Source organism: Rhodococcus sp. Leaf233, from assembly GCF_001426165.1.
Lineage (GTDB): Bacteria > Actinomycetota > Actinomycetes > Mycobacteriales > Mycobacteriaceae > Rhodococcoides > Rhodococcoides fascians.
In genome coordinates this window covers 128,692-155,014 of record NZ_LMRO01000002.1, presented here as the reverse complement: position 1 = coordinate 155,014, position 26,323 = coordinate 128,692, and the positions used below count along the sequence as shown (strand labels likewise).

25 protein-coding genes are annotated in these 26,323 nt (G+C 62.6%); 23 read left to right on the top strand and 2 right to left on the bottom strand.

Annotated elements, in window-relative coordinates; all coding sequences use genetic code 11:
* The 11 genes from ASH04_RS06155 to ASH04_RS06105 all read left to right on the top strand — a co-directional run.
* Positions 1 to 251, top strand: a 251-nt coding sequence (locus tag ASH04_RS06155) for an excalibur calcium-binding domain-containing protein (RefSeq protein WP_162247519.1), incomplete at its 5' end; no start/stop codon positions are given.
* A gap of 243 nt (positions 252 to 494) precedes the next feature.
* Positions 495 to 860 carry a hypothetical protein gene (locus ASH04_RS06150; RefSeq protein ID WP_057473066.1) on the top strand — a complete coding sequence of 122 codons (366 nt, stop codon included), beginning with the start codon at positions 495 to 497 and terminating at the stop codon, positions 858 to 860.
* Between the two features lie 3,294 nt (positions 861 to 4,154).
* Positions 4,155 to 5,195, top strand: a complete 1,041-nt coding sequence (locus tag ASH04_RS06145; protein ID WP_057473065.1) for a DUF3560 domain-containing protein — start codon at positions 4,155 to 4,157, stop codon at positions 5,193 to 5,195.
* A gap of 46 nt (positions 5,196 to 5,241) precedes the next feature.
* Complete coding sequence (locus ASH04_RS06140; RefSeq protein ID WP_057473064.1) at positions 5,242 to 5,493, top strand: hypothetical protein; 252 nt, start codon at positions 5,242 to 5,244, stop codon at positions 5,491 to 5,493.
* An 83-nt stretch (positions 5,494 to 5,576) separates the two neighbouring features.
* Complete coding sequence (locus tag ASH04_RS26760; RefSeq protein ID WP_057473063.1) at positions 5,577 to 5,858, top strand: hypothetical protein; 282 nt, start codon at positions 5,577 to 5,579, stop codon at positions 5,856 to 5,858.
* Positions 5,855 to 7,159 carry an ATP-dependent DNA ligase gene (locus tag ASH04_RS06130; RefSeq protein WP_057473062.1) on the top strand — a complete coding sequence of 435 codons (1,305 nt, stop codon included), beginning with the start codon at positions 5,855 to 5,857 and terminating at the stop codon, positions 7,157 to 7,159. Before ASH04_RS26760 ends, ASH04_RS06130 begins: the two co-directional genes overlap by 4 nt.
* A gap of 214 nt (positions 7,160 to 7,373) precedes the next feature.
* On the top strand, positions 7,374 to 9,410 hold the full coding sequence (locus ASH04_RS06125) for a DHH family phosphoesterase (RefSeq protein ID WP_057473061.1): 2,037 nt from the start codon (positions 7,374 to 7,376) through the stop codon (positions 9,408 to 9,410).
* A gap of 68 nt (positions 9,411 to 9,478) precedes the next feature.
* Positions 9,479 to 10,186: a CPBP family intramembrane glutamic endopeptidase gene (locus ASH04_RS06120; RefSeq protein ID WP_057473060.1), complete on the top strand. Its 708-nt coding sequence runs from the start codon at positions 9,479 to 9,481 to the stop codon at positions 10,184 to 10,186.
* A 111-nt stretch (positions 10,187 to 10,297) separates the two neighbouring features.
* Complete coding sequence (locus ASH04_RS06115) at positions 10,298 to 10,915, top strand: hypothetical protein (RefSeq protein ID WP_057473059.1); 618 nt, start codon at positions 10,298 to 10,300, stop codon at positions 10,913 to 10,915.
* Positions 10,916 to 11,033: 118 nt separating this feature from the next.
* Positions 11,034 to 11,300 carry a hypothetical protein gene (locus tag ASH04_RS06110; protein WP_156394490.1) on the top strand — a complete coding sequence of 89 codons (267 nt, stop codon included), beginning with the start codon at positions 11,034 to 11,036 and terminating at the stop codon, positions 11,298 to 11,300.
* Positions 11,301 to 11,702: 402 nt separating this feature from the next.
* Positions 11,703 to 12,134, top strand: a complete 432-nt coding sequence (locus ASH04_RS06105) for a hypothetical protein (protein WP_156394489.1) — start codon at positions 11,703 to 11,705, stop codon at positions 12,132 to 12,134.
* A 129-nt stretch (positions 12,135 to 12,263) separates the two neighbouring features.
* On the opposite strand, the gene ASH04_RS06100 is transcribed toward ASH04_RS06105, so the two are convergent.
* Positions 12,264 to 12,773: a hypothetical protein gene (locus ASH04_RS06100; RefSeq protein WP_156394488.1), complete on the bottom strand. Its 510-nt coding sequence runs from the start codon at positions 12,771 to 12,773 to the stop codon at positions 12,264 to 12,266.
* Positions 12,774 to 13,070: 297 nt separating this feature from the next.
* On the opposite strand from ASH04_RS06100, the gene ASH04_RS06095 reads away from it, so the two are divergent.
* The 8 genes from ASH04_RS06095 (at position 13,071) to ASH04_RS06065 (ending at position 17,790) form a co-directional block, all read left to right on the top strand.
* Positions 13,071 to 13,583: a hypothetical protein gene (locus ASH04_RS06095; protein ID WP_057473055.1), complete on the top strand. Its 513-nt coding sequence runs from the start codon at positions 13,071 to 13,073 to the stop codon at positions 13,581 to 13,583.
* 86 nt (positions 13,584 to 13,669) lie between these two features.
* A complete protein-coding gene (locus tag ASH04_RS06090; protein ID WP_057473054.1) occupies positions 13,670 to 14,086 on the top strand; it encodes a hypothetical protein in 417 nt (138 codons plus the stop codon).
* Positions 14,087 to 14,273: 187 nt separating this feature from the next.
* Complete coding sequence (locus tag ASH04_RS06085; protein WP_057473053.1) at positions 14,274 to 14,516, top strand: hypothetical protein; 243 nt, start codon at positions 14,274 to 14,276, stop codon at positions 14,514 to 14,516.
* Between the two features lie 34 nt (positions 14,517 to 14,550).
* The gene (locus ASH04_RS26450; protein WP_156394487.1) at positions 14,551 to 14,727 is read left to right on the top strand and encodes a hypothetical protein; all 177 of its coding nucleotides are present in this window, start codon (positions 14,551 to 14,553) and stop codon (positions 14,725 to 14,727) included.
* Between the two features lie 186 nt (positions 14,728 to 14,913).
* Positions 14,914 to 15,834 (top strand): hypothetical protein, encoded by a 921-nt coding sequence (locus ASH04_RS06080; RefSeq protein WP_057473052.1) that lies wholly within the window; start codon positions 14,914 to 14,916, stop codon positions 15,832 to 15,834.
* Between the two features lie 136 nt (positions 15,835 to 15,970).
* Complete coding sequence (locus ASH04_RS06075; RefSeq protein ID WP_057473051.1) at positions 15,971 to 16,315, top strand: hypothetical protein; 345 nt, start codon at positions 15,971 to 15,973, stop codon at positions 16,313 to 16,315.
* 183 nt (positions 16,316 to 16,498) lie between these two features.
* Complete coding sequence (locus tag ASH04_RS06070; RefSeq protein ID WP_057473050.1) at positions 16,499 to 17,347, top strand: hypothetical protein; 849 nt, start codon at positions 16,499 to 16,501, stop codon at positions 17,345 to 17,347.
* 86 nt (positions 17,348 to 17,433) lie between these two features.
* Positions 17,434 to 17,790: a hypothetical protein gene (locus ASH04_RS06065; protein WP_057473071.1), complete on the top strand. Its 357-nt coding sequence runs from the start codon at positions 17,434 to 17,436 to the stop codon at positions 17,788 to 17,790.
* A gap of 65 nt (positions 17,791 to 17,855) precedes the next feature.
* Here the strand turns inward: ASH04_RS06065 and ASH04_RS06060 are convergent, their stop codons facing one another.
* Positions 17,856 to 18,233 (bottom strand): histone-like nucleoid-structuring protein Lsr2, encoded by a 378-nt coding sequence (locus ASH04_RS06060; RefSeq protein ID WP_032373166.1) that lies wholly within the window; start codon positions 18,231 to 18,233, stop codon positions 17,856 to 17,858.
* 453 nt (positions 18,234 to 18,686) lie between these two features.
* Between ASH04_RS06060 and ASH04_RS06055 the strand changes: the two genes are divergently transcribed.
* The 4 genes from ASH04_RS06055 to ASH04_RS06040 all read left to right on the top strand — a co-directional run bounded on the left by ASH04_RS06055 (position 18,687) and on the right by ASH04_RS06040 (position 26,295).
* Positions 18,687 to 22,574, top strand: a complete 3,888-nt coding sequence (locus ASH04_RS06055) for a hypothetical protein (protein WP_057473049.1) — start codon at positions 18,687 to 18,689, stop codon at positions 22,572 to 22,574.
* 41 nt (positions 22,575 to 22,615) lie between these two features.
* Positions 22,616 to 23,299, top strand: coding sequence for a GNAT family N-acetyltransferase (locus ASH04_RS06050; RefSeq protein WP_057473048.1), 684 nt, complete (start codon positions 22,616 to 22,618; stop codon positions 23,297 to 23,299).
* Positions 23,300 to 23,459: 160 nt separating this feature from the next.
* On the top strand, positions 23,460 to 24,050 hold the full coding sequence (locus tag ASH04_RS06045; RefSeq protein ID WP_057473047.1) for a glutaredoxin family protein: 591 nt from the start codon (positions 23,460 to 23,462) through the stop codon (positions 24,048 to 24,050).
* A gap of 25 nt (positions 24,051 to 24,075) precedes the next feature.
* Complete coding sequence (locus tag ASH04_RS06040) at positions 24,076 to 26,295, top strand: SNF2-related protein (RefSeq protein WP_156394485.1); 2,220 nt, start codon at positions 24,076 to 24,078, stop codon at positions 26,293 to 26,295.
* Positions 26,296 to 26,323: the final 28 nt, after the last annotated feature.

Sequence of the window (26,323 nt, the reverse complement as noted above, 5' to 3'; positions counted from 1 at the left end):
CCATCGTTCGGGTTCTCGGCGACTGCGGCGGCAATGCCGCCGCAGTCGCGGAAGCGGCCCCGTCCACTGAGCCGACACCGGTGGCTCCTGCGCCGGCTCCGGTCGAGGCACCGCCGGCACCCGCACCGTCGAACGTCACCTACAAGAACTGCGCTGCTGTTCGTGCCGCTGGAGCCGCACCGATTCGCGTCGGAGAACCCGGCTTCAGCACCAAGTTCGACGGTGACGGCGACGGTGTCGGCTGCGAATAGCGTCGGTGGCGACACCGTTCTTGACCGAACTCTCACCCAGAACCCGCACCTGCCTCCACGGCAGGTGCGGGTCTTCTTTTTCGCCGGCTGCGCCAGCAGACGGCGCAGCCGCAATTTCGATGGCCGCAGACATCGCCGTTCGTCTGCCAGACGTCAGAGTCGGCGAAGCCGACCTCGAAGCAACATCGACGCGATCAGGCACCCCCGCCGTCGTCACAGAGCCGTCCGAGCAGGAGAAACGCCATGACTGTCACCCTCACCACGATCGACCGCGCAGCACTGACCTTGCTGGTCCTCCCCGCACGAACGCTTCCGGTCGACAACCTGTGGCAGGCCTACCCCATCGATCTCGGAGAATCCGCTGCAGAGATCGGCGACGCACTCCATGCCGTGGCCTGGCTCAACGACATCACGCCGGACCAGCTCGCCATCGCGGGAGTCGAATTCGCGGATCCGGAGCAGCACAACACCACCGTCACGTTGAGCGGCACCGACCTGGACGCCATGTCCTGGGTGCTCGGCGACGGCGGCATGGCGCTGGAAAGTACAGCCGGCGTGCTCACACAGCTCGAACGCCTCGTCTCGGTCGCCGTACCCGTGTACGCCTGAATGGGCGTGAACGAACTCGACCAGATCGCACACTGACGTTCACGGAGCACAACGAACCCGATCGAAGGACCACGTCCACCGCACGAACCCGCACTCTGCCCCCGGCAGAGTGCGGGTTCTGTTTTTTCCCACACAGTCCGGATATCCGCCGAACGCAGTGGCCGCACTGGTGACAGCCGACAAGCACCGCCGTGTCGGCGACAAACTCGATCTGTGCCGCTGTATTTCCGTGCAACAGCCGGTACTACGGATATACAACGGATATCCACAGGCTCTCGCCCACGTGCGGCGGCGCTACGGACGCACCGTGGATGTAGAGCGGCGGGACTACGGATATACACCGGCTACAGCACGGTCACTCCGACTCAAGGCTGCCCACCGAAGCAAGGCATGGCCGATTCCCATGCCGTAAGCCGCTGACCTGGCCGTTCGTCACGTCCAGAATCGCCACCAACGCCCCGCAGCACGCACAAAAATACTGTTCCAAGATAGTCGAGACCGACTTTTCAGCGGATAGGAGCGCTCGATTTCGGACAACTGCCGAATACCGAAAAGCAGTACATGTTCTCGCACTGAATGTGAATGTTCGGACTCCAATAAGAGCGGCTCAGTTTGCCGATTATGACCCATAAAGAGGTTTCACTGACGTCTCTGAGCCACGCGAGATAAACCGAGTCGAAGCGGACAGGCGAGATACTCCGCGACACCGATAAAACAGACTTCTCCGGCGCACGTGGGCACCAGATATTCGATGCGATACCGGTGATCTGGCCGGCGGCCCGGGGGCCACCGTCGTCCGCAGAAATGCGCTGCGGCCGCCACCCACGTGCGCCGGAGAAGCCCGCCTGTGACCGTTCCGTCCGCAGCCATCGGGCCGCAGCCGACCCCCGCAGCCCGATGGCTGCGACAGCCCCGAGAAGCGAGACCGACCCAACCCTGCTGCCGTGCGGCCGGCCGGTGAAGCTGGCACGCCGCACGGGGTCTCGCCGGGCCTGTGGAGCGGCCCTGCCGGGCCGTCAGATCCCACTCGCAGCGACCGTTCGCAGCCCTGATCACGCCACCCGCTGAGGCGGGCGACCGAACCGTGGACGGCCGCCGACGCTGTGACGTCACCGGGCGGCCGGATCACCCCTCGAAGCTGCCAGCGGCGAGGCTTCGGAGCCCGTCGAGCGGGGCAGTGACACGTCTGGGAGATGCCTGCGGCCGGGCGGCTGCGCGCCCGTGACGGTCTGCCGCGAAGAACTGCGGCAGGCCTGAGCCCGAGGCGGTTGCCGAGGGCGGCACCGCCGGCGCTCACGCGCGGTCGAGACTCTCCGCCACACCGGGGGAACGACAGGGACTTCACCGACCCGGCAAGGGTCGAGGTGGCCTTCGGCCATCGAGGCCTGTTCGTGCCGGGACCGCTCCGGTTCCGTGTTCTCGTGGGGCCCTCACCGATGCCATCTACTCTCTCGGGCGCGCTGACGCGCGGGCATCGGACCCACGAGACCACTGCACCTGCGCGGACGGTGGGGACGGCGGCCGAGGCCGCCTGCTGCTCTGAGATAGAGACCCACCCGGGGGACCGCGGCTGACGCCGCGGGCACGGCGTCACCGTGCTGAGACGGACCGCTGGCGCGGCCCGTGTGACCCTGACGCCACCATGGGTGCAGCCCCGCCAGTCGCTGCGCTCCCAGCGGCTCTGAGACCGCCACAAACCCAAAAACGGGGTTTGCGCCGTCTGCGTCAGGCTCCTGGCTCACAGGGCGCAAGGCGTCACCGCTCCAGGCTGGGGAAACACGACATCGATACCGTCCTTGCGACCACCCGTTCCGGGCGGCTGTCGCCGGTCTGCGACCGGTCGCAAGGACGGAGATTCTGCTATGTTTCCCCAGATCGCCACGGCCGCAACCTCCCGCCGCTAACGCTCTGGGTCGGTTGCTGTGGCTCCACACTAAAAGGGCATAAGGAGTCGTGACGCACGGCGGGTTCCGTTCGCTTCGCTCACTACACCCTTGTTTGCCCGGCAGAGCCGGGACGACCTCCTCGGCTGGCGCCTCGTCGCCACTCGCTGCGCTCGGGTCCTCATCGCCTTCGGCTCTCTCCTCCGGCCGCTGGCGCGCCCTCCCTCGTTCACCTACGTCGACCCCTGCGGGGTGCCCTGGGGACGCTGCTGCTTCCGTACCGGCGGTGCTCGGCGCTGGCGCGCCTGCGGCCCGTTCCGGGGACGGTCACTCGCTCGCTCGTGTCCTGTGGCTGCTGCTGCGTCCTGCCGGCCCGTATCGCGCCCCTGGCGCGCGTTGCTGTGACGGGTGGGGCCGGAAATCGAGACCGCTGCTGCCGCCCGCGGCACCCGCGGAGTGACCAGTTCGTGTCGGCCGGACCGTCCTGAGCGTCGGATGTTCCGACGCCTCGCAAACCGTGATTGCGGAATCCGAGATTGCAAAAATGCCGCCGCCGAGGGGCATCGTGTCCGATTCGGCTCGCGGCCCACACCGGACTCGGAGCCGTCCTGCACCACCTCTTGCACCGCGCGGCTGGAGACAGCTCGAATCGGAGAATGAGGTCTGTCTGTGACCTGTAGATGTGACGTCACGGCCTCCGCTCGCGCTTCATTGGGCAGCAGTCAGAGAGTGGGATTTCCACCTCCGTCTGTCAGGTCGCAAGCAACCTCGCTGGGGTGGGAAGCGCACGACCGGGGCAGCCCGGTGGCCGGCACCCGAAGGGTGCTGCGGGAAGCCCGCCGACACCACGTATCCCTCCCGTTGCATGGCCCGGCGTGGCCGAAATCCGAGCGAGCGTGTCGACCTTCCGCTTCATGGCATTGAGTCGGCCAGCCGCACCTGGCGGTCCCGGACCCCGGCCGTGGCCGGCGCCCGAGACCCGAGTCGAGACGGGCGCGGGATGGTCGCTCACGCCCGGAACGGGGGACCCGTCGGTACCTGGTTGCCGGACGACGAGGTAGCGACTTCGGGCGGAGGCACATCGGGCCCCGAAGTTACTCCCGAACATTTATATCGGGGCTCCATATGTGGGTTTATCGATTAATAGTGGCGTCGTTCAACGAGCCGTTGCCAGAGGGTCGATGGTTTAGTCACCGATGTGACGCAAACCTCGTGTTTAACGACATGAGGACGGCGAACTTGGCCCTGAAAGAGGCGTCGTAGAAGTCCACTAAGAGATAGTCGTTGCGATTATCGGGTTTTTATTCTTCACAAACTGACATCACCTAATCGGCCGCTAGTACGCGGCCCGGATGGAGTGCTGCTCTCGCGCTCGCTCGCTGGACCCCCACTCACCGAAAGGAACGTTCACGTGACTTCACTGACCATCACCCACACCCATGCCGAAGGCACCCTCATCGAGGGCACAGTTCGAGGCGACGGCTCTTCGGACATCTTGAAAGCGCAGCGCTGGCGCTGGTCACGCAATCTGGTGTCCTGGTACATCCCGCATTCGCGAGACCGCCTGGCCAAGCTTCCGCAGATCAACGCGACGGCTTCGGCGCTGCGCAGTGCCGGGTTCGACGTAGAGATCACGATCGACGACACGTACCGGCCAACGGCCGAGGTCGAGTCGGACAAGATCACCCGCCAGGAAGGTCGTGTCGAGGCGCTCGGTGCGAAGGCTGAGCGCAAGGCAGGCGTAGCCGAGGCTGCTTGGGATGCCGAGCGGGCTGCGTATGCCGCACTGCCCGAGGGTGGCGAACCGATCAAAATCGGCCACCACAGCGAGAGTCGGCACCGCAACGCTGTCGACAAGGCCTGGAACAAGCTCGGCAAGGCCGTGCTCTCCGAGCGTGAGGCCGCCCGGGCGCGTGGCCGGGCCGACGCCGCGGCCGGGACCACGGATTCTCGCTACGCCCCGGTGTCGGTAGCTCGCAGAATCGCGAAGCTCGCCGCTGAACTTCGCGGTCATGAGCGTGCCCGCGACGGCCACACCCGCACCTTGTTCACCAACAGTCAAACCGGAGAGAAGTACCTCGAGTCACACGCTCCGGCAGAGGGCGCCCACCGCGATCGTGTTCTTGCAGAAATCGAGCGCACCACCGACGACCTCGCCTACTGGGAGGGTGTCCGAGCTCAGCACATCGCAGACGGCAAGGTCACCGCCTTCAATCCAGACGTCGTGACCAAGGGTGACCACGTCTACTACATCGGCAAGTGGAACGAGGTCGTACGCGTCAACGCGAAGACCGTCGCCATCCGCTCCATCGTCGGCGGCAGCTGGACCGACCGGATCCCGTACACGGAAATTCGGGCTCTGCGGACCGCTGAGGCCGTCCCCGTCCGCGTCGTCGACGGGGCACGCGTCATCGGTGACGAAGCCGCCGACGAGCCCGCTGTGACGCCCTGACCGACGGCGACCTTCCCCACCGCACCCGAACTGAAAGAGCCCACCCATGCAGATCACCATCACAATCGAGGACACCTACGCCAACGGCGATGAGTTCGCGCCCCGTACTGAGACCGTCACAGTCAACCCTCCGCCTCCTGGTGCCGACGACCTCGAGGACTGGGCAGCCGATGAGCTGTCTCCGTTCACCGGTCAAGGCGACGCCATCTACGCCAACATCGACGGCATTCACGAGGTCACAGTCGTCGACTGCGCCGACCACGCTCATCTCGTCGGTGAGACCTTCTCCTTCGGCTGAGCTCGCCTCCGATTCGTGCCACCCACAGCCTTTAACCCCCGCTCAAAGCCCTCGAACATCCTGAAATATGAATTGAGACTCCGATGACAGACTTGCTCATCATCGACAACGGCACGCGTATCGCGTTCCGTAGCCAACTGGACCACGAGTCCAGTTATGGCACTGTCGCCCGATTCGCTGGGTACAGCAACGGCGTGCGCAAGTACGTCGTCGAATGGGATCAACCCGCCAGCTCAGCCGTACGCACCTCTGTGCTCGCCGAGAACGAATTCGACATCGTTCCCGTCACACCGCCCTCGTTGCACCACATCGCCGGACTCAGCAACGCCGACTTCGAGCAACACATGCGGGACGGACTGTTATGAGCACCACAATTCACATCACCGAAGCCCAGTACATCGACCCGCGAGCGGGCAACGACAAGTTCTACCGGACGTACGTCCTGGGATCGACCTGGGTGACGCAGTACGGACGCAACGGCACCATCGGTACGTTCACCAAGCTGATCGAAGTCGCATCCGAGGACGCTGCCGCGAAAGCTGCTGCCGCCAAGTTCACCTCGAAGGTCAAGAAGGGCTACGTCCCCTACAAGGCCGGTTCGCTGACGCTTGATCGACCTGTGGGTCCAGATGATCTCGGGGTTCTCGACGAGCTGGCGCAGCAGCTACCCGTTTCGAAGGACAAGGCTGCGGCCGGCGTGTCCCAAGAACCCGCCGCGGCTGTCGATCTGGGCCCCGAAACGCTGCCAGATCTGACTGTTGCCGTGGATTCCGCTCTCGCCGCCGTCTTCACTGGGTCGGCCGCCGACCCAGTAGCTGGAGTGGGCTTACCTCTGCGGCCCATGCTGGCCGCGACGTTGTCTCCCGCTCATCTCGACGAGGTGATGGACTCCGATACCTGGGTCACTCAGTTCAAGTACGACGGAGACCGTGTCCTCATCGAGGTCACCGATGGCCGGATCAATGTGCTAAATCGGCAGGGCGAAAACAAGATTCGTAACGTAGGTCGTGCTCAGTTGTTGCCGTTCACGGCGCTACGTCGGGGTCGGTGGGTGTTCGACGGAGAAGTCGTAGGCCGCACTCTCGTGCTGTTCGACCTCGCATTCGCATCCGGGTTGCGGACCTGGGTCACCGAGAGTGACCCCTTCATCGCTCGTTATCAGGCGCTGCAGGTCATCGCCGACCTTCTCGTGATCCCGGTGCCGGACCGAATCGTAGGCTCGCCCGTGGTGCTGGCACCGGTCGCCTCAAGTCCCGAGGCGAAGACTCTGATGCTCGCCGACGCGGTACTGCAGCAGCGAGAAGGTCTCATCGCACGTCGAGGGGCCGGAACTTACGAGCAGGGACGTCGTTCGACGGGCTTACTCAAGCACAAGCTGGTCAAGGATGTCGACGTCGTCATCTCCGGCCTTCATGCCACCAAGGAGTCCGCCACCCTCTCGGTTCACGACGAGCACGGAACTCTTGTCGAGGTCGGTTCCGCGTCGACGATCGGTAAGGGGAGTCTGTCCCTTGGCGAGGTGTGGGTGGTGACATTCCTGTACGTCACCGACCCCAGCCATCCCCGCCTGGTGCAACCGCGGCTCATTCGTCAGCGCACGGACAAACCCGCTGCCCAGTGTCAACTCGACCAATTCGTTGCAGCCGGCACCAGTCGGATCGTCTGACCCATCGCTCATGCGACGAGGACCCGGAACGCATGATCGCGTCCCGGGTCCTCGTCTCCCGAGAGAAATATATCGACTATTTTTCTAGCCAGCAGATCAGCAGGTCAAATGCTAATTACAATAACTTTTGGACAATGCTAAACTCGTGTCACGACCATCAAATCTCTTCCGTGCGTGACGTGTACCGCCGGATCGAACGAACGGATCATCTGCCATGACCACTCCGGCCGAACACGTGCTCGACAGCGTCATCTCCGTGGCACGCAATTTCTCCAAGCGCCGCCCCTTCGACATCATTCGTGAGCGCCGGGGCTGGGACACTGCCGCGATCGAGCAGCTCGAGCTCGGCACCCACGAGCCCCTGCCCGACCTGGAACTCAGCGTGGCACTCATTCATGCCGCCATCACCCAAGGTCGGACCATCACTGTGCTCACCGACTACGACATGGACGGGGTTGCTGCCGGCATCCTTACCTACGCTGGCCTGGCCGAGCTCGGCGCGCAGGTCGAGCTCGTCGTCCCGCACTACGAGGGCCCGCGCGAGATAACCGCGGAGAAGGTCGACCAGGCGGTCGCCCAGTACCCCACCACCTCGCTGATCATCACCTGCGACGTCGGCATCAACTCAAACAACGGGATCGACCGGGCCCACCAGCGCGGGATCGAGGTCATCGTGACCGACCACCACATCCAGACCGTCGATGTGTGCCGGGCCGACGCTGTGGTCGACCCGAACAGGACAGGATGCACCTATCCCGAGCCGGACATCTGCGGCTCGCAGGTCGCGCTCCACATTCTCGACGCTTACGCCCGCGCCCACTATCCGACGAAGTCACCAGCGATCGCGATGCTCTCGGTCTTCGGCGGCATCGGAGGTCTCGCCGATGTGATGCCATTGCGCGGACAGACCCGTGCGCTGGTGCGCCGGGCGCTCGGACTGTTGGTGCTGGCCCTGCCCGAGGTGCCGGTCTACACCAAGCAGGATTCTCTTCGTGAGGACAATCCGATCAAGCGCTACAAGATCGGCGAGTGGAACCTCGAAGAGCCGGATCGCATCGATCCCGACACCTCCACTCTCATGCGGATCGTCAACGGACAGGATCACGACCGGCGATACCGCCAGGCTCTACGAGGTCTTTCGCTGCTACTGGCTCGACTGATTGCTGTCGGCAAGGTCAGCTCTGTCGACAGTCTCGACGTCTCGTTCCTCGGCTTCACACTGACACCGATGTTCAACGCCACCCGCCGCGTCGACGCTGACATGGCCGACTCGTTCATGGTGTTCGTCCCGGAGGCTGTCCGGGCCTCGCGGCCCGACTACATGCCCCATGTATTCGCCTCAGACTCCGAGATCGAGAAGGCCCGCCGCATCGCGGCAGACACGTTGCTCCTCAACAACGAGAACCGCAAGGAATTGACCAAGGCCGCTATGGAGGACCTTCACCTCGCTGAGCAGCCCTACGCGCCCTACCTGTGGTTCTCCGAGGCGAAGCCTGGTGTGCTCGGACTGCTCGCATCCAACCTGCTCACAGAGACGGGGATGCCGACGATGGTCGTAAACCCGCACACGCTCTCCGGATCCGCGCGGGCTCCAGAATGGTTCGACGTGCTCGGATTCGTCGCCGACATGAACGACTCTCGCCTCCATGCTCTCGGACACCATCAAGCGTGTGGTGTCGGAGCGACCGAGCTCGAGGCGTTGGAAGGTCTGATCTCGGCCATCGACGGCTACGTTCGTTCACTCCCCGAGCCGGACCCGGCGGATCTGCGGGCAGACCTGCACATGATGGACATCGAGTCCCTCGCCAGGCTCGATGTGGCGTCAGCCGACACTCTCCTACGGCTGCAGCCCGACATTCCGGTACCCATGGCCACTGAGCTCGTCGATCTGGCGAAGTGCCTGAGCGAACTCGCGCCCTTCGGCCAGGGCTTTCCCGCTGCAGACATTCGGGTCACGTTCCAGCCGGTCAACGCAGCGGTGAAGTTGATGAGCCGGAAGGAGGAGGCCGGCGAACTGGAGAAGGGTGTCGAGCCTGACCCAGCGGACTACAAACACGTGAAGATTACGACCGGGCACGGCCTCGACCTGCTGTGGTGGAACAAGGCTGACCAGTATCAAACGCTCATGGACGCTGCGCTGGTGACTGCGACAATCACCCTGTCGACGAACCAATTCATGGGAAATATTCGACCTCAGGCGATCGTCTCGTCCCTGGAGATTCACTCCGGTCCGTCCGTGCAAAACAGCTAGTGAGCATTCACCGTGACAGCAACCCTCGACGGACTTCGGTCCGCCGGGGGTTGTCTGCGTGGAGCCTGGTGGTTGTCGCCGTCGTCGGCGTCGGCGTGTCCTTGACGGTTCCCCAGCTGCTGCTACGCGGCGTCGGTGTGAGTCCGGTGATCGCCACTTCTGCCTGCATGATTGGTCTCTCCCTCGCCATCGGGCACTACGCGCCTGCACTCCGGATTTATCCGGCTCGACGGTCCGGCTCTGCGCACAAACCCTCAAGAATCCTCGTGGCCGCCGCTGTGCTCGCCGGTGTCTGTCTCTGGTCGATGGGTGCCATAGTCGCCCGACTCCTCATCACCGATGAAGAGAACTCCACTCAACGGCTTGGAGTCGAGCCGTACCTGCTCACACTGCTGTTCGTGCTCGCCATAGCCCCGGTTACCGAAGAGATCCTCTACCGCGGCCTTCTGCAGGGTGCGCTGAGCCGTGTCTCCCCCGTTGCTCTCTCGGTATCCCTGACCACGGCGGTCTTTGCTCTCGTGCATCCGCACACGCGAGATGTCGTGATGGCCTGCGCCATCGGCTTACTCGCCGGCATCACCAGGGAGGTGTTCGGGACGTTGACGGCACCGATTCTGGTGCACGTCGCCATGAACACAGCTTCGATGCTCGTACCGTCGGCCGCAGTATCTGCTCTGGCTCACGGCTCAGCCGCCGTCCCTGTACTCGTCCTATTCGCCGTTTTCCTCCTGCTGATCAGCGCGGCCGCGCGATCTGCAGTTCTCACGAGACGTTGAACAAACTTTCATCGAATCGAGCTTCGCATTGGGAGTTGCATCTACCCAGTGCGCAGTCCCCGGAGCTGTCCATAGTCCTGCCACCGCAACCGACAAGGAGACCTATCCGCCATGAACGACAAACGGTTTTATCCCGCAGACGGAGCGCGTGAGCGTTCCCCGCACCACCCTCGCGACCTACGTTACGAACCCAACACGGTAGGTATCGACTCCGGAGACTATCGCCTGGACGAACGTGGCGGCTTCGCCGAAGACTGGGTCAGCGCGGCCACGATGGCCGATCTACCTTCTCTCGCGCAGTCCCCCGACTGGGAAGATCGCCTCCGCGCCGAAATTCTACGTCAGCGCACGAGAATCACTCTGCCCGAGGCGTTTCCCTGCATCTACGAGGTAGCCGAGTCGCCTACAAAAGCGAAGGCTCTGCACCCACGCCCGCAACCCTGGGTGGTCTCCCCGGACGAGGGGATGCTGGCCGAACTGCTGCCGCTCTACCAAGAGTTGTGGGACCACCAGACGCGGCAGTGGGGACCAGGATCCCGCCGTGTCTTCGCCCTCGGGCATCTCGATGGTCTCTCGCCTCGCCGGGTCTACCGCCGCGGAACAACGGTGGCTCAGGTCATCGGCGGCACCATGCTTGTACACACTGACCTGTATCGGACTGCGCCCGAACATCTTCGCGCACTTCACCCCATGCACGAGGTATGGGCGGGTCGCAGTCGGCCCGCCTGAGGGCGCAGTTCAGAATACGTTCCGGTGCCGGCATCACGGATCCGTCAGTAAGTGCGTCGACGCGAACTGACGCCCGCTCGATACGCTATGAAGCTCAACCCCACCAGAGGACAAACCGTTGACATTGAACATGATTCGCACCCAGATCACCGTAACCCCCGTCGCTCCCCCGCCTCTCGTAGAACGCTTCAAACACATCGTCGGCAATCTCGATCCCGTCTGGTGGGTCCTTCTGGTTGCAGCCATCGCCGCCGCAGCTCTCGGTCTGGCGGCCAAGTCGCAGGATCTCAGGTTCGGTGACACTCGCCTGTCCGCAGCCGTGCTCGGCACCGCCGCGGTGCTACTGGGTGGGCTGTCGGTCTTTCTGCTGATCTGGGGTGTCTGAACTCGGTCTCGGATTCGATCCGCCGACCTACGCATGCGGTAGGCTTTACCCAGAGCCGTATCGCATGGCTGACCCCGAGTTGTATCAGGTGCCCGCATCACCGCACAGACACAACGCCGGAGGGCAAGGTCCTCAGAAGTTCGGATCTGCGAAGCAGGAAATGTTCGTGCACTGAGTCCGTGTGCGATGGATGCGGGACGTCGCCACCACCAGTGGATGGATCCTGTAATGACACGAAACAACAACCGTAAGAAGCCTGCTCGCGCGTACAAGAGCGCGAACCCCGGTATCACCTATCCCGCGGCTCTGCGACGCACCGCCGTCCCGAGCACAGGCAGTACGGTCACCGGCCCGTCGGCGGGAACTGGTAGCCCGTATCCCCTCCCCCTCACTGTGTACGAAGTGCTGAAGGCCGCTGTCGAGGGTGACAAACAGTTGCTCAGTCACGAGCTCGAGATCAGTCTCGACACCGGCCCCAGCGATTTCTATGTCAACCTCGGGCCTGAAATCGAGGAAGGGCCCATTGTCGTCGATGATGTCGACATCGACGCATCCACAATGGATTACGACGAAGCGGAAAAGTACGAAGACGGCACGTCCATCGGTGAAGTGCGTGTGTCAGCTGTCGTCCAATGGAGTGGACCAGTGTACAAACCGACCTATTACGGCGCGCCTGACGACGTTCAGTGGACCGTGATCGATCCGGACTTGAACGAGCACTACGTGGAGGTAGCCGGCGAGTTCGAAACCGAATTGGTCTTCGACTACACCGTGATCCCCGGCGAAGACTCGCCAGACACCTTCACATTGACCCGGATCAACGACAGGACCTGATCGTCACGCCGCGTCGGACGAGTTCACCTCTGCCGAGCATGGATTCGGCATAGGTACCGCGCGTTTCAAAAGCAATGACCCCGCGCAACTCAGTGCGCGGGGTCATTGCTGAAGGCAATCCACGACCAGTCAGTCGACCACTCGTACCGGATCGACTCCGATCAACGATCCGTCGGCAACTGCTGCCGGATGCACCAGGTACAGACCTTCTCCATGCTTCCGCCGCAACTCGCCCAACCAGCTCGAGGTCAGGTCGTCGACTCCCAGCGCCAGAGACATGCCGCAGAGGTCCGGAAGTAGTCGGTAGCCCACGGCTGGGTCACCCGCGACCGCGTGGCGCTGATCGTGCGCCATGTACTCCCGGCCCTCTGCCGGCAGCTCGGACAGGCCGTCTCTACACAATTCGCACGCTGTCACCACCGCGCACGGACGCAACGCAGTCCCCACACCCAGAGTGCCTTCCCTGTCTTCGGCGCTGAGCCAGAAGCACTGCACCTTCCACTCTGAACTCTCTCCGCGGACATCGACCAGGTGCGCGGTGGCCACGTTCAGTTCTTCGGGCAGGACTCCGCGACTTCTCGCGGCGCTCCATTGCTCTACTGCCCCACCCCTCGATGTTCCGAGACTGCCTGTCGTCATGTGCTCCCCTGATCAATCCTGACGCGTTTAGATAGTTATTCGGCGGTAGATCGACGGAGCTGTAACCAGCTGAAACACTAGCGAACGACCGAATAACTAATTCCTAGATATATACTACGGGCGCACTGCCCGAAGGCAAGTGCGCCTGACGTGTTCCCTGGCCCCGCAGTCTTGGGAACAACGCCTTCCCTGGCACCGGCGGAGCCTGTACCCGGGTGTTTTTTTGAAGGATGTCGCAGTCTGGCCTCCCCCAGACGCCGTCTTGCCCCGCAGACCTGAACCAGAAGGAACGCAATCATGAAAGTCGCAACCGCGTTCTACGACGAGAACAATCTCCTCGTTCCGCCTACCAAGTTGTGGACCGGTACCCATCCCACGATGAACCAGCTCACGCTTCAGGGCGGGTACTGGCACATCTGCACGAAATTCTTCGACACGACTACCGTCCGTGACGTCATTGCCGAGGCTGCACTCCAGGCAATCATCGATCACAACGGAACGGTCATCTACGACCAGATCGACGAACACCCCCTCTTCGACGAAACCACTCGTGAATTCATCGGTTGGCGCTACTACGTCCAGTACGTGATCGAAGAGCCCGATCATCGACCATTTCCGAGCTACGCAGCAACGGCTGACCGAATCGGGATCTCGCCCGACTACGTCCAGCCGTACGACGGTGTCGCCGAACATGGCCCTGACTATCAGACCCCTCGGCCGCAACGGCTTTCGGCTCTGCAGGCTCTCCGTGACGCGCAACAGAACCGGGGTCCGCAGAACTTCGGTCTCTCCCACGAGCCGACCTGCTGAGGGCTCGATTCACCGGACATCGACCTGCCCACCCCCGCACGCTCGCATCCATGCAGCGCGCGCAACCTGATCACACCAGGAGAGATATGAACAGAACATTCACCCGTACAGCAGGGCTCGGCGCAACGCTGGCTGCCGCTGCAGTCCTGGGAGCAGGCGTTGCCGCCGCAGACACTCTGCCCGATGGCGTCTACCGCGGAACGGTGAACGGTGCCCAGGTGCCGGTTTGGGAGGGCAAGACGATCTCCGGCGGTGGCACCTCTGTGATCAACCGCCTCAACGGGTTGGATCGCTTCCCCGCCGCCGTCTATGCCGGCCCGTCGATCTACGACGGCTCGCCGGTAACGCACATCGACTACCGCGTGCTCTCGCCCGAGCTCGGCATGTTCGTGCACGACGAAGTGACTCCGGACGCAAACGACCCGAACCGCTTGAACGGCCGGATGTACTTCACGGCGTTCGACAGCCCGATCCCGGTGCTGTCGTTCACCCTGACGAAATAGCTTCGACACGTACCTTCAGGGACCCATCAAGGCCCTGATTACTTACTTCTGACGTTTCCCACTACTCGCCGCAGATCCTGGTGCACACCAGGACTGCGGCATCTGTGTTTCTGGGAGACTATCCAAGCTGACACATGGCAGGTCCGACTGGGACCTCTCCATTCGACACTCAGAAAGGTCCCCAGTCATGAACGATCATCAGAGAATCACTGGCCTCATCGGGGCAGCGGCCGTTGCGTCCGCCGCCGACCCCCGAGCCGTGCCATGGGCCACCGAAGCACTCGCCCTCGCTCGGGTCCTGGAACTACCCATCCTCATTGAAGAAGCCAAAGGTGTGCTCAGCCGCCTGGCGCACGACAGCACCTGCCTCTGGTGTGCGGGAGTGCCAGACGCAGGTATCCCGGTCGCGTCCTTCTGGTGCATGAATTAAGGACCACCTGCCGCGGCCTGAAAGGTTGGTAAACGTGTTCTGGAAATACGTGGTGTGGATCGTCAAGTCCGTCGGCTATTGGATCGGCGCATTCATCGCCGGTGGCGCGTCCGGTGTGGGTGACCTAGGTCCTGCGCCCAAGCGGCCCCGGAGGCAACGCACCCACCCCTACGACAAGACCTCCGACCCTAAGAAGCGACAGCGCAAATGACGACCGCACGCCCCCATCTAGCCCTCGCTGGCCCCGCCATGCTGCTGTTAGTCATTTGGATAGGTGGGTCGCGCAGGTGGTTGGTGCTGACGCCCGAGATGGCGAGCCAACCCACCCTGGCAGCGTTCCAGCTGCATTTAATTTCATTTCATTACATGTAACGAAATGAAATGATACTGTTCGGTCATGACCTCAGCCGAACCACCTCTCAAGCCAGGCCGGCCAAAGATTCACGCGTCCCCCGCCGACCGTGTCAAGGCGCACCGCGCCCGGGCGGCCGAGAAGGCAGCCAAAGCTGCCATAGTCGACGAGGCCGATACCGCCACACCAGAACTTGCCGTCGCATCCCTCGCTGCAGTCCTCCCGGAACTGGAAGCCCAGTTCGGGAAAATCACAGCCCTTGTCAAGCGGGTCGAATCCGCAATCGGGACCGTCGCGGACCCCAAAGCCCTCGACCAGCGTCTCGAGCTGATGCGCGCTGAAACCGCACGCACCGTTTCCGCCGCCGAGGAGCGCGCCGCGTCCGCTGAGGCTGCCGCGCACGCAGCTACCGTCCGTGCCGATGCACTCGACGCCGAAAACGACGAGCTCCGCGCCGACGCGGCCGACGCATGGCAGCACACAGAGGCAGCAGAGACCGCTGCCGAGCAGGCCCGCGCAGACCTCGAGGAACAGAAAGCAGCACATCAGCGCACCCTCGACGAGCTCGACGCACGCCAACGCGCGGAAATGACTGCCCTGCAGGACAACCACGACTCCATCGTGGCCTCGCTCACCACCAGTCATCGCGAAGCGATCGACCGCTACGACGAAAAAGAACGCCGCCTCGAAGCCGACCTGGCCGAGGTACGCACCGAGGCGAAGGCCCTGCGCGCCGATCTGGCGGCCGAACGCGCCGCACATCAAGACAACAATCGAACACACGCAGCAGCACTCGCCGATCAGCGCAACGACGCCGTCAAACGTGAGGCCGAGCTTCGCCGCGACTACAACGAACGCATCGACGAACAGAAGATGATCGCTGCGGACTTACGTGAAGAAATTTCGCTGCAACGCGCCGAACTCGATCGGCTTCACGGCGTCGAGGAGGACCGTCGCCATAACTGATAAGGCCGCCGACGGAACACACTCGTGCAGCCAACTCACCAGCTGGCACCAGGCTCACATGGGTTCGACAATATCGACATGTCGGTCACACCTGGCATCATCGCATCCATAATCACGACACACATGGGGGGGGACCATGAACGTCATCACCGCAGCGAGACAACACCAAAGAGCCCGCGAACTGCTCCGTACCGACTGCAGCGATCAGCGCGTGAGCAAGTACTTTGCGGTAGCCACCACCTTTTACGACACCCGCCGCACCACATTGAAACTTGTCTGTACTGCAATCAATCTCGCTGCCGTCGCAGTCGGCGTCTATTTTCTTCTTGCCTTCGGCACAACAATCGGCAACCTCACCATCGAAATACTCGGTGTCTTCGCCGTCGCCGCCGCTAACACCTATATCGTCTGGAACCGCAGCCCCGCCGCCGACCTCAAGCGCATTAGAACCACGGTCGGAGCCGCACAAAGGAATTGCTGACCCCGCCCGACCACGTCGCGAGCGCTGGCCGATACCGAACGCATCGACCCGACTCTCGCCTCAGAAGACCCTCCGCGCGGACGACCTGTCTAGCTGAATCGGCTCGCGGGCGAATTGGTCAGTCGAACGCTCGTTCGATAGGGTGTCGATAGTTCCTACTGGACCGGCGAAAGGTCGCCCCTCATGGCCAACGTCGATGCAATCGAAGACCTCACCGGACTCGACAAGGCCACTCAGCTAGAAGTCCTCCGTCGACGCCTGGCTACCGTGCCCGGCGGCCGGCGTGGCCACGCGCCCGCCGACCTGCCCACCATCACTGCACCTGAACCACCAGCACCATCCGCGCCCATCGCCGCCGCCGACGATCCAGCACCCCTCATCGCCGCTGCACGCGGCACAACCCTTCGGACGATGCCCGCGCCACCGCCACTCGCCGCACTACTCCCGCGCGGGGCACTGGCTCGTGGAACTGCAGTGACCGTCACCGGGGCTGGATCAATGCTCATCGCTATCGTCGCCGAAGCGTCCGCGGCCGGTCACCACGTCGCTCTGATCGGCCAACCACGCCTGAGCCTGCTTGCCGTCCACGAGCACGGCGGCAATCTCTCAAAAGTACATCTTGTCGATCCTGGAAACACCGACCCTCTCGATGCCGCCTCGATTTGTCTGGACGGGTTGGATTTGGTCGTAACGACCGTGCACGGTCGAGATGTACCACCCACGCGCGCAAGGGCTTTGCTTGCGCGCAACCGAAAGCATGCCAGCATCTTGATCTTGTCGGATGGGCGCATGCCCGGCATTGATCTGACCGTTTCCTCCACCGTCTGTGGCTACGGAGGCATCGAACAGGGCAGGGGTCGGATCAAGTCCATCACTCTCGAGACGACTGTGCACGGTCGCGGCACGCCGCATCGGACCGGCCGCCACACCCTGGCCGCACCCATGTTCGGTGAGGGGGGTCTGCGTTGGATACCCACGGTCGCCGACGATCTCGAAGTCCACCGCCCCGTCGCGGTTGCAGCGGCGCAATAGCTGCCGACCGCATCTTGGTCGACGTCCTCGCGCCATCGCAACCCTCCGGTATTGCGGTACTCAAGGTGTACCGCAATACTGTGAGTATGACTGACACGCCCGACATCGATGCACTCGCCGAGCAACGCCAGCGATCACGCCGCTTCGTTCAACAGGTCGCCTACCTTGCCGACAGCTACGTCGACCAAGCCCTGGTCAAGACCGCGCTTCTGAGCGGCCTCAGCCAAACCGAAACAGCAAAAACGCTCGGCATGAGCAAGAAGACCGTCAACACTCACTCCCGCCGGCCTTGGCTCCCGACAGCCGTCGGAAGAGGCCTGGAGTTACCCGACGTGGCCACGCCGCTCTACCGCTACATCTGGGGATCCGATGACGCAGCAGCAGCGGCAATTGCCGCGTGCAAGCGGTACGACCGCGAACGTCTGGACTTCGAAACACCCTAGTAAACAACCATATTCAGCCATTGCATTTCTGCTACCGCAGTCCACCCTTCGGGTTCGCTAGCAGCTCAGCGACTGCGGTGGGCCGCCTCAAATTTCGCTTCGATATGTGCCGGAATTCTGCCGCGATCGCTGATCTCGTACCCCTTGTCGAAGGCCCACTGCCTGATCGCCCGTGTTTGCTCCGGCCCGCGCCTTCCTGGCGTCCCTGCTGTTGCTGTCGTTGCGGCTACAGCGGGAGTGGGTTTGCGCTTGCGCCCACCAATTCGCGTGGCGTGTCCGATGTAGTAGTCAAGCTTCTTGTGAAACTCGTTGGCGTTCTTAGCTTTCAGATCAATCGAGTATTCGACCCCATTCACGGCGAATTCAATCGTCTCGCCGGATGCCCCGTCGATGTCCGAACCGTCGATGTCGTCAATCAGTTGAACTATTTCTTGTCTGGCCATAGTCGAAGACCTTTCATCGAGACATTCCTACGCTGAACCGTATTTGTCTTCATGAGGGTAGTCAGCCTGGGTAGACGCATTCTTCATCGACACGGTGATCGGAGCCACCGTCGGGCAGCGCATTCGATTTGCTGCAGTCGTTTGATCTGCGTCGTGCCGGCGCAGCGAACGACAATCACGCCTGCGCTGAGAACAACGTTTATGACAAACGTTCCGTAGCTCAGATCCACAGAAGCACCCCCTCAGCGGCACGGCGTGCCCCTGACCGGTGCCGTTTTGGCGACGGAACCCTAACTGTCAGTTGCGAACCCAATCCTGCAGACCCTTCAGATTATCGCTGATGCGGTTGCCCTGGACTGCACCTAAAGACCCTGTACACCCACCCCCGTCGAGCAATCCACGCTGACCGCATCACGCCCCCGCTGGCCGACCAGACACAAGGAGACGTCGATCATGACACCGACCCCGTACGCCCGTAAGGCTCCGGCTACCGCCGCCGAGTCGGCGTTTCTGTTTTACGACATCGAGTCACTGAACAACGCCTTCACCGTCGCGCTCTATCGCACCTCCGAAGCCGCAGCCGTGGTCTACTACCTCATCGACGAGGACCCGAGTATCGGTCTGACGTCGCACGCGGTCCGCAATGCAGTTGCTGACCCGTCGGGTGAGCTCATGACTCGGCTGTATCGCTCAAATCCGGCACTGCTGGCGCGGCAACGCGAGACTCCAGGGAGCGTGCCTGGTCGCATCGTCAAGTTCCTGGATTTGGCGAACGACAGCAATGCCCGGTCCTTGGCCCGGCTGCTCGGCGGCGTCGTGGACAAAGGCGACATGCACCTGCGCAGCGAATGCCCGATCAGCAGGTCCGCGATCGTCTGCGATACACACCCTGACTACGACCATCGGCTACCCGACCACGCATTCGTCGCCGGGTACAACTCGAACCAGTACGACACGACGATGCTCGCTCTGTATTTTTCCCTTCGCTTCGACGAGCACTACAGGCCCCATCGCGTGACGGCTGCGCAGATGAGGGCGCACAACAACGACATGTTCGCCCTCCACAAGAGTGGAGACCGTCCTTCGATGTCTCGGTACCTATCTCATTGTGGCAACCGTCGAGCGGCTCAAATCAGGAGCAACTGGTTGTCGTCGGGTCGCCACCTCGATGTCGCCAGGCTGAACGAGCTACAGCAGAAAGTCGCGCTGAAGCGGTTGCTGGGGATGCTCGGTCATCAGATACTCGAATCGGAAAGGCTGGCAGGCCCGAACGCTCACCTCGATTCTCTCGAGGACTTCTTCGAACTGGCCGCATACAACATCTCAGACACCGTCGGCACAGCGCTGCTGTTCGACGACAACACGTATACGGGCAGCTTCGACCTGCGCTCGGGCCTACTGCGCACCTATCCCGAGACAGTCTTCAACCACAACGGCGACTACAGAACTCCCGTCCTGGACACGGCACAGGTCCTGACCTGGCCGCGACCCCGTCTGACGACGGACACTTCCTCAGCGCAATTCGCTGGGAGGATCCTCGCACCCTACCGAGATCTGCGAGCCATTCCCGGACACATTGCCGATCTACCTGTCGTCTCGTACCGCTACCCTGATCCGTTGGGACACAACGGATCAAACATCGGTGCCGCAACCAACGTTCTCACCGCGACCCGAGACTTCTTCTTCGAGACCGTCCCGGCCGACACCCAGGCGGGCTTGGCCGCGCATCAGGCCTTCGAGAACATCTACCGGTACTACCGGCGAATCGAAGGCCTCAACTTCGACGATGCACAGCACAAGGAGTTCGCTCCGGTAGTGATCACCGGCCGTATCTCGGCGCAACTAGAGGCGGCCGCGGCTCGTGAATCGGCCGGCGGTCGCGACGTCGTCTCGACAGCTGACTTGTCGGAGCGGTTTCTCGAACTGTTCGGCGGCGCATCGTCGGCCGCCGGCGACGGTCCTCGTCGCTTCACGCTCGGCACCTTCGCGGCGCTGAGCAAGGCGCTCATCGCATGGGCGAACACACACAGTTCGTCGGAGATCGCGCACAAGGAACTGATCGCAGACATCGATCGTCTCAAGATCATCGTCCTTGCCCGGGCAGATGCCGCTCAGCCCTACTGGCCAGCGGATCGGCCTGCGTCGTTCAGTGAGACCCTCATCGAATGGCGCAACGACCGAAATCACGCGACCAACGTGTCCTACGAACTCGCATCGATCGGCAAGCTGCCGTGCAACATCCCGTATTTCGACAGCGCCGGTGAACCGACGAGCTGCTTCGCGACTTTCTCCACGGGTGGGATCCATGGAGCAGAAGCGGACCTCGGTGCCTTCGCCGTCGAACGAAATGCCTCTCGGGGTCGGTGGGCACTTTTTCGCGCCGCGCTCGACACGGCGGCAGAGCAGTTTCTGCAGGCTGCACACGTCATGGAGGACTGGACGGCCGGCGGGGAACCTCTCGATGCGAAGACCGAGGTCATCGTCCGCACGGGTACCGAGTGGGTGGCCGACAATGCGGCCTCGATGCCGCCCATCGTGGACGCAGCCGGTGTGAACTACTCAGGCGGACGTCTGGCTATGGCTGCGTGGTGGTTCCGTAAGAAGCTTCGCATCGACGTGGTCGACCCATCGACGGATCAGATCGTCACCGTCGAGTGGGGGGACATGCTCAAATCTGGATCCAAGTCGAGCAACCCGATCCTGCGTGATCGTCCAAAGGGCGACCGGGGGGTGGAGCTGTTCACTGCGCGTGAGAGCAAGGAGTTCCCGTTGTTCCCGGCCGGCACCACTCACGATGACAACAAGCTCGACCCGAAGTACCGGTTCACCTCCGTGGCCGACGTCATCCATGAGGACTTCACCAGCTACTACCCTCTGATGTTGGTCAATCTGGCGGCCTTCACCAACCCAGACCTGGCTGAACCGGGACAACCTGCTCCTGACAAGTACAGCCAGATTTTCGGCGACAAGGAGCGATACGGGAAATTGCGTAAGGACAAGTCGCTCACTGCCGCCGAACGTGAGAACTTCAGCGTCCTACGTGAGGGGACCAAGCTGATCCTCAACGCGGCGTCCGGTGCGGCAGACGCGCGCCATGACACGCCGATCCTGATGAACAACATGATCATCACCATGCGAATCATCGGGCAGCTCTTCAGCTGGCGAATCGGACAGGCGCAAACGTTCGCCGGCGGCCGCATCGTGTCGACGAACACGGACGGTCTCTACTCCACACTCGATTCCGAGACCAACCAGAAGGTACTCGATCAGCACACTGCAGCCATCGGTGTCGAGATCGAACCGGAGTCGCTGACCCTGGTGTCGAAGGACTCCAACAACCGTGTCGAGTTTCTGACGGCCGAAGAGTCCTTCGAGATCCTGACCGACGACAGCCGCGGGGAACCGCAGTATCGACCCGAGGAAATCGCCGGCAAGCCGTGGTACCGCGTCGTCGCTTCTGCGGGTGGCGGGACTCTCGCCTGCTGGGCTGGGCCGAGTCCGCGCAAAGCGCTGGCTCACCCGGCAATGGTCGATCGACTGCTTCTGGAGTACTTCAAGCTCGTCGCCGGTGCGTACACCCCAGAGCAGCGGCCCGTTCCGTACGCACTGACCGGACCGGTCTCGATCTTCGAGTCCATGGACACCGCAGCAGTGCGTGAAGTGTTACGCGAGCTGCACCGTCAGCTCGGTGTTCGCGACCTGCTCAAGCTCTATCAGAATCTGCTGGCTTCTTCACCGTCCGCGGGCAGCTATCTCTACGCTGCGCCGTACCGGGTCGACCCTGAGTCGGGAGTAGTCATCGACGCCACCGCCACTGCGCATCTCACCTTCCCGGGTGACCCGCGCAGCGTCACCGACAACGATGAGCTCTTGCGTGAGGGTGGCACCTTGAATCGGCATCCGAAGGCAGCAGAGGTACAGCTGTTGGGGCATTTCACTCGGGTATTTCTGGTGCGACCCGACACGGTCGATCGGAATCTGTTCGGTGATCCGCTCGTGATCGCCGCGGCGAAAGCACGGGTCGTCAGTGCGAGCACCTGGGCCTCACGTGAGGACAAGGGTCTGCGACCGACGAACCCCAATGGTGTCGATCCGATCGCTGAGCACCTCCTCACAGTCGCTGGTGAAGATTCGGCGCATCAGGGCCGAACTCGAGATCTCATCCTGGCTCGGCACAGCGGAGTGGACCCGTCGACACCGATGCTGGTGTTCAACCACACGATCGCCGATCACCCGGATACTGCTCTACTCGAGCACTTGTTGGCCTCGATCGACACCGAGGCATACATCGCGATGGCCGCCAGCTCCTACGAAGAGAACTGGCGCAACGCATCACGATGACCAAGCTCGATGTTTCGACCTCATCCCCACGAAGGAGTCCGATGACGAATCGAGTTCGTATTCCCGAGGTCGGTCCGATCATCATCGGATCCGGTCGATTGCGACTACGCGAGCCCTCCCCCTTGGATGGGCTCGCGTGGTCGCGGTTGCGCTTGGCCGATGCCGAGCGTCTAGCTGCTCGCATCGAAGGGCTCGTTCCGGTCGACGGTGCGGCCCGATGGGCCGAGCAGAACCGTCCGGAAAACTGGATGACTGTGCACCGCACCGCCATGCAGCGCATCGAGCTCGGGCTGGGCTGGTCGTGGGTCGTCGAAGTCGACAACCGGTTCGCCGGTCAAATGGAATTGACGGGGCTGACCCAGGCACCCACCCGCGCAGTGCGGGTGGGTGCCTGGATAGGTCACAGGTTCACCGGTCAGGGTGTCGGATCAGCAGCTCTGGCTCTTGCGCTCGACCACGCTTTCTCGTCCGAGGGGGTCCAGCTGGCCGAGGCCTTCGTCGACAGCGACAACGAGCACTCTCGTCGTGCGTTGCTCTCGATGGGGTTCCGTCGCTGCGCGCAGCAGCAAACACTACGGTCGACATGGGAATCGGCGTTCCCGCCGGACCCTGCGGCCGAGCTGTTCGAGATCACCCCCGCCGATCTACAACAGGATCGTTCCTCATTCGTCGACCACACGCTCAACAGGCATCACAATCGGCCGTCGCGCTTCGATGGTGTCTAGAACTCACACGTCCCAGAAATACCGTGCGCGCCAACCAAAAACCCACGTCACTCGCACGCGGGCACATGGCGAGCACATCGCCGGCGGCCGACCCTCTTCCCCGATAGGCCAGCAGCAGTGCCGATCATCGACAACCACCACGAAAAGAGGCAACACCCAAATGATCTCTCCATTGAGCAGCGTTTCCGATTCCGAACTGACCGCACAAGGACCAGACCTCAGCGGACTCGCACCCTTGCACCCCCTGCTCCCCCACGCCGTGATGTACACCCTGCCGCACTGCCCGAACTGTGACCGACTCAAGACCCTGTTCAAGGCCGCAAAAATCCCGGTAGTCGCTGCCCCACTCGATGACGAGCCCGACGCCTACCAGCTCTTCCACGGTGAACTTCACGTCGCGCAGACTCCAATCGTACTGATACACAACACGTTCACGACACCGACCTACTTCAGCGGGTTCAGTTCTGATCTCGCCCAGCTCGCCGTCAAAGCGATCCGCTCACGTCTGCGCGATCTCGAAGACTCCCTCGATCTCCCATCGGTCGATCTGTACGTCGCCGACCTCGGTTCCGCAATCGAACCGGGTCAAAGCTGCCCCTTCATCCGCCCGGATGTCTTCGCAGCACTCGCGGCGAGTCATTCCGACTGCCCCAACGAACAGGTATCTCGCGCAGCAGCGCCGCAGCCCCTCTCGGCATCGAGCACCCTGCTCGACATTTCACGCTCTGAGTCCACTCCCCCGCTTCACTGACCCGATTTCACGTCTGGAGATGACGATGACCGCCGTACTTCCCACCGTGGCCGAGACATCCGCCGCACTTCAGCCAGCAACGCCTGCCTGGATGCAAAAGATCGAGGACAGTCTCAAGCCCTTTCAGAAGCGGGTACGCGAATTCATCCTCACCCGGCCGGCGTCCGCGGTCTGGATGACCATGGGCAGCGGCAAGACGCTGGTCGCACTCTCTGCCCTGTCCTACCTACGCGAGCCCGGCCATATCCTGGTCGTCGCCCCTCGGAACATTGCTGTGGATACTTGGCCGGAGGAGATCTTCGATTGGAACATTCCTCTGCGCGTGACCTCGCTGAACATCACCCCGCCGGGGATGCGAAGCAAGAGTGGACGACCCAGCAAAAGGCAGCGAAACCTCAAGCCCGAGGAGTTCCGAGCGCTCGTGGACAACCTGGGAACCGACGCCGCCGGTCTCTACACTGTCGGCTCGGACCGCTTCACCGAGTTGGTCAGACGGATCATCTATGCGGGCGAGCCTCGGGTACGACCGGTCGGTGCTACACGCGACGACGACGTCATCGATCTCGACGCCGTGCGAGATGCACGGGATGAGATCGAGCGCCACTTTGCCTCACTGCTTCTGTCTCGAATCGAAGGTTCACCCGACGATGAAAGGGTCGCGATCGAGGGCCACTATCGGGCAATCGGAAAGGCCTTCAGCGAGGCCAGCTTGACCAAGCTCAAACCTGCCACTGCCTCCGGTGGCCCGCCGACAGTAGTTGTTGCACACAGTGATCCGACGTCGGCGAAACTGCTTCGCTCCGAGCAAGTGCGCGAAGACCTCGCCGCGGTGATCACCGATGTCACCGGCCGCAAGTTCAGGGTGGCCGCTCATGTCGCCAAGGCCGACTACTCGCTGTGGCCGTTCCCGACGGTCATCATCGACGAGGCCCAGGGGTTCAAAAACCCCCAATCCTTGCGCTGGAAGGCAATGGCCGCGGTGCGACCGCACATCCGGCGCATCATCGAACTGTCCGGCACACCGACGCCCGAGGGGGCGCACGAAATTTGGCCCCAAATCTTCCTCCTCGATCGGGGCCTCACCTTCGGCGCAAGTTACACCGACCACCTCGCAACCTGGTTCACCCCGGAGCAAGTCGTTCGGAATCAAGTGACTCGGTGGGAAATCAGTCGCCACAACGAAACCCAGTTGCATCGAGCGATTTCGCATCTGGCTATCTCTGCGGAGAACACCGAACTCGAGCTCATCGGATTCGCGCCACCGGTCACCCACGTCGTGCCGATGACCTCGGACTTACTCGGTGCCTACGAAACGTTCGGGCGAGACGCGCTGTTGTCAGTCCTGCTGACCGGTCTCGCCGAATTACGACTCCGCGCGTACGACGAGGCCATGGAGGCCACAGCGGACATGTACGCAGTCACCGCCGCCGATGATGCTGCGCGAATGCAGGCAGTCAGGAACGGCGTGGGCAAGGACGAGATCGACACCCTTGTTGCCGCAGCCAGGTGTCGAGCTGTCGAGACCACCGGGGATCGCACCCGTGCGCAGGCCGCACACGATGCGGTAACTCTCGATGACGCCTCCGCCTTCTACATCGAGGCAGTCAACGGCGGTGTGCTACGAAACAAGCTGCTCCAGTTCGCCTCTGGTGCGGTCTATCTCGACATCGACAAGCACACCGACGGCTACGCCGGGGCCACCGAACTGACCACTCGGCCGACATTGCGACTGCACTCGGCCAAGTTCGACCGAGTGATCGAGATCTGCGACCGCCACTTCGCTGGCGGAGATGGTGGATCGATCCTGATCGCCTATCGATTCGACTTCGAGAAGACGATCCTGCTCCACCGTCTGCAACGCGCCGGGTATCCCGGTGCTCGTGCGTACAACGGCATGCCCGACACCAAGAAGGCCTGGAACAGAGGTGAGATTCCGATCATGCTCGTCCATCCGGCCAGTGCCGGGCACGGACTCAATCTGCAGTTCGGTGGTCACACGCTGATCTGGACGACCCTGCCGGACTCGAACGAACACTTCGGACAGACCCCGGCCCGGCTCAATCGTCTCGGTCAGAGCAAACCGGTTGTCGTGCATACGATCTTGACCGAGGGGACCATCGACATGGCGATGCCCGGCGCTCTGTCGGACAAACAGGCCAGTCAGCAGCGTCTGATGCAGGCAACTCGGTCCGAGTTCAAGACGGCGATGGCCGGTGCCATCGCCGAAGCCAATTCGAGTCGATAGAAGCGAACACACCCCCGCTCCGGACGGT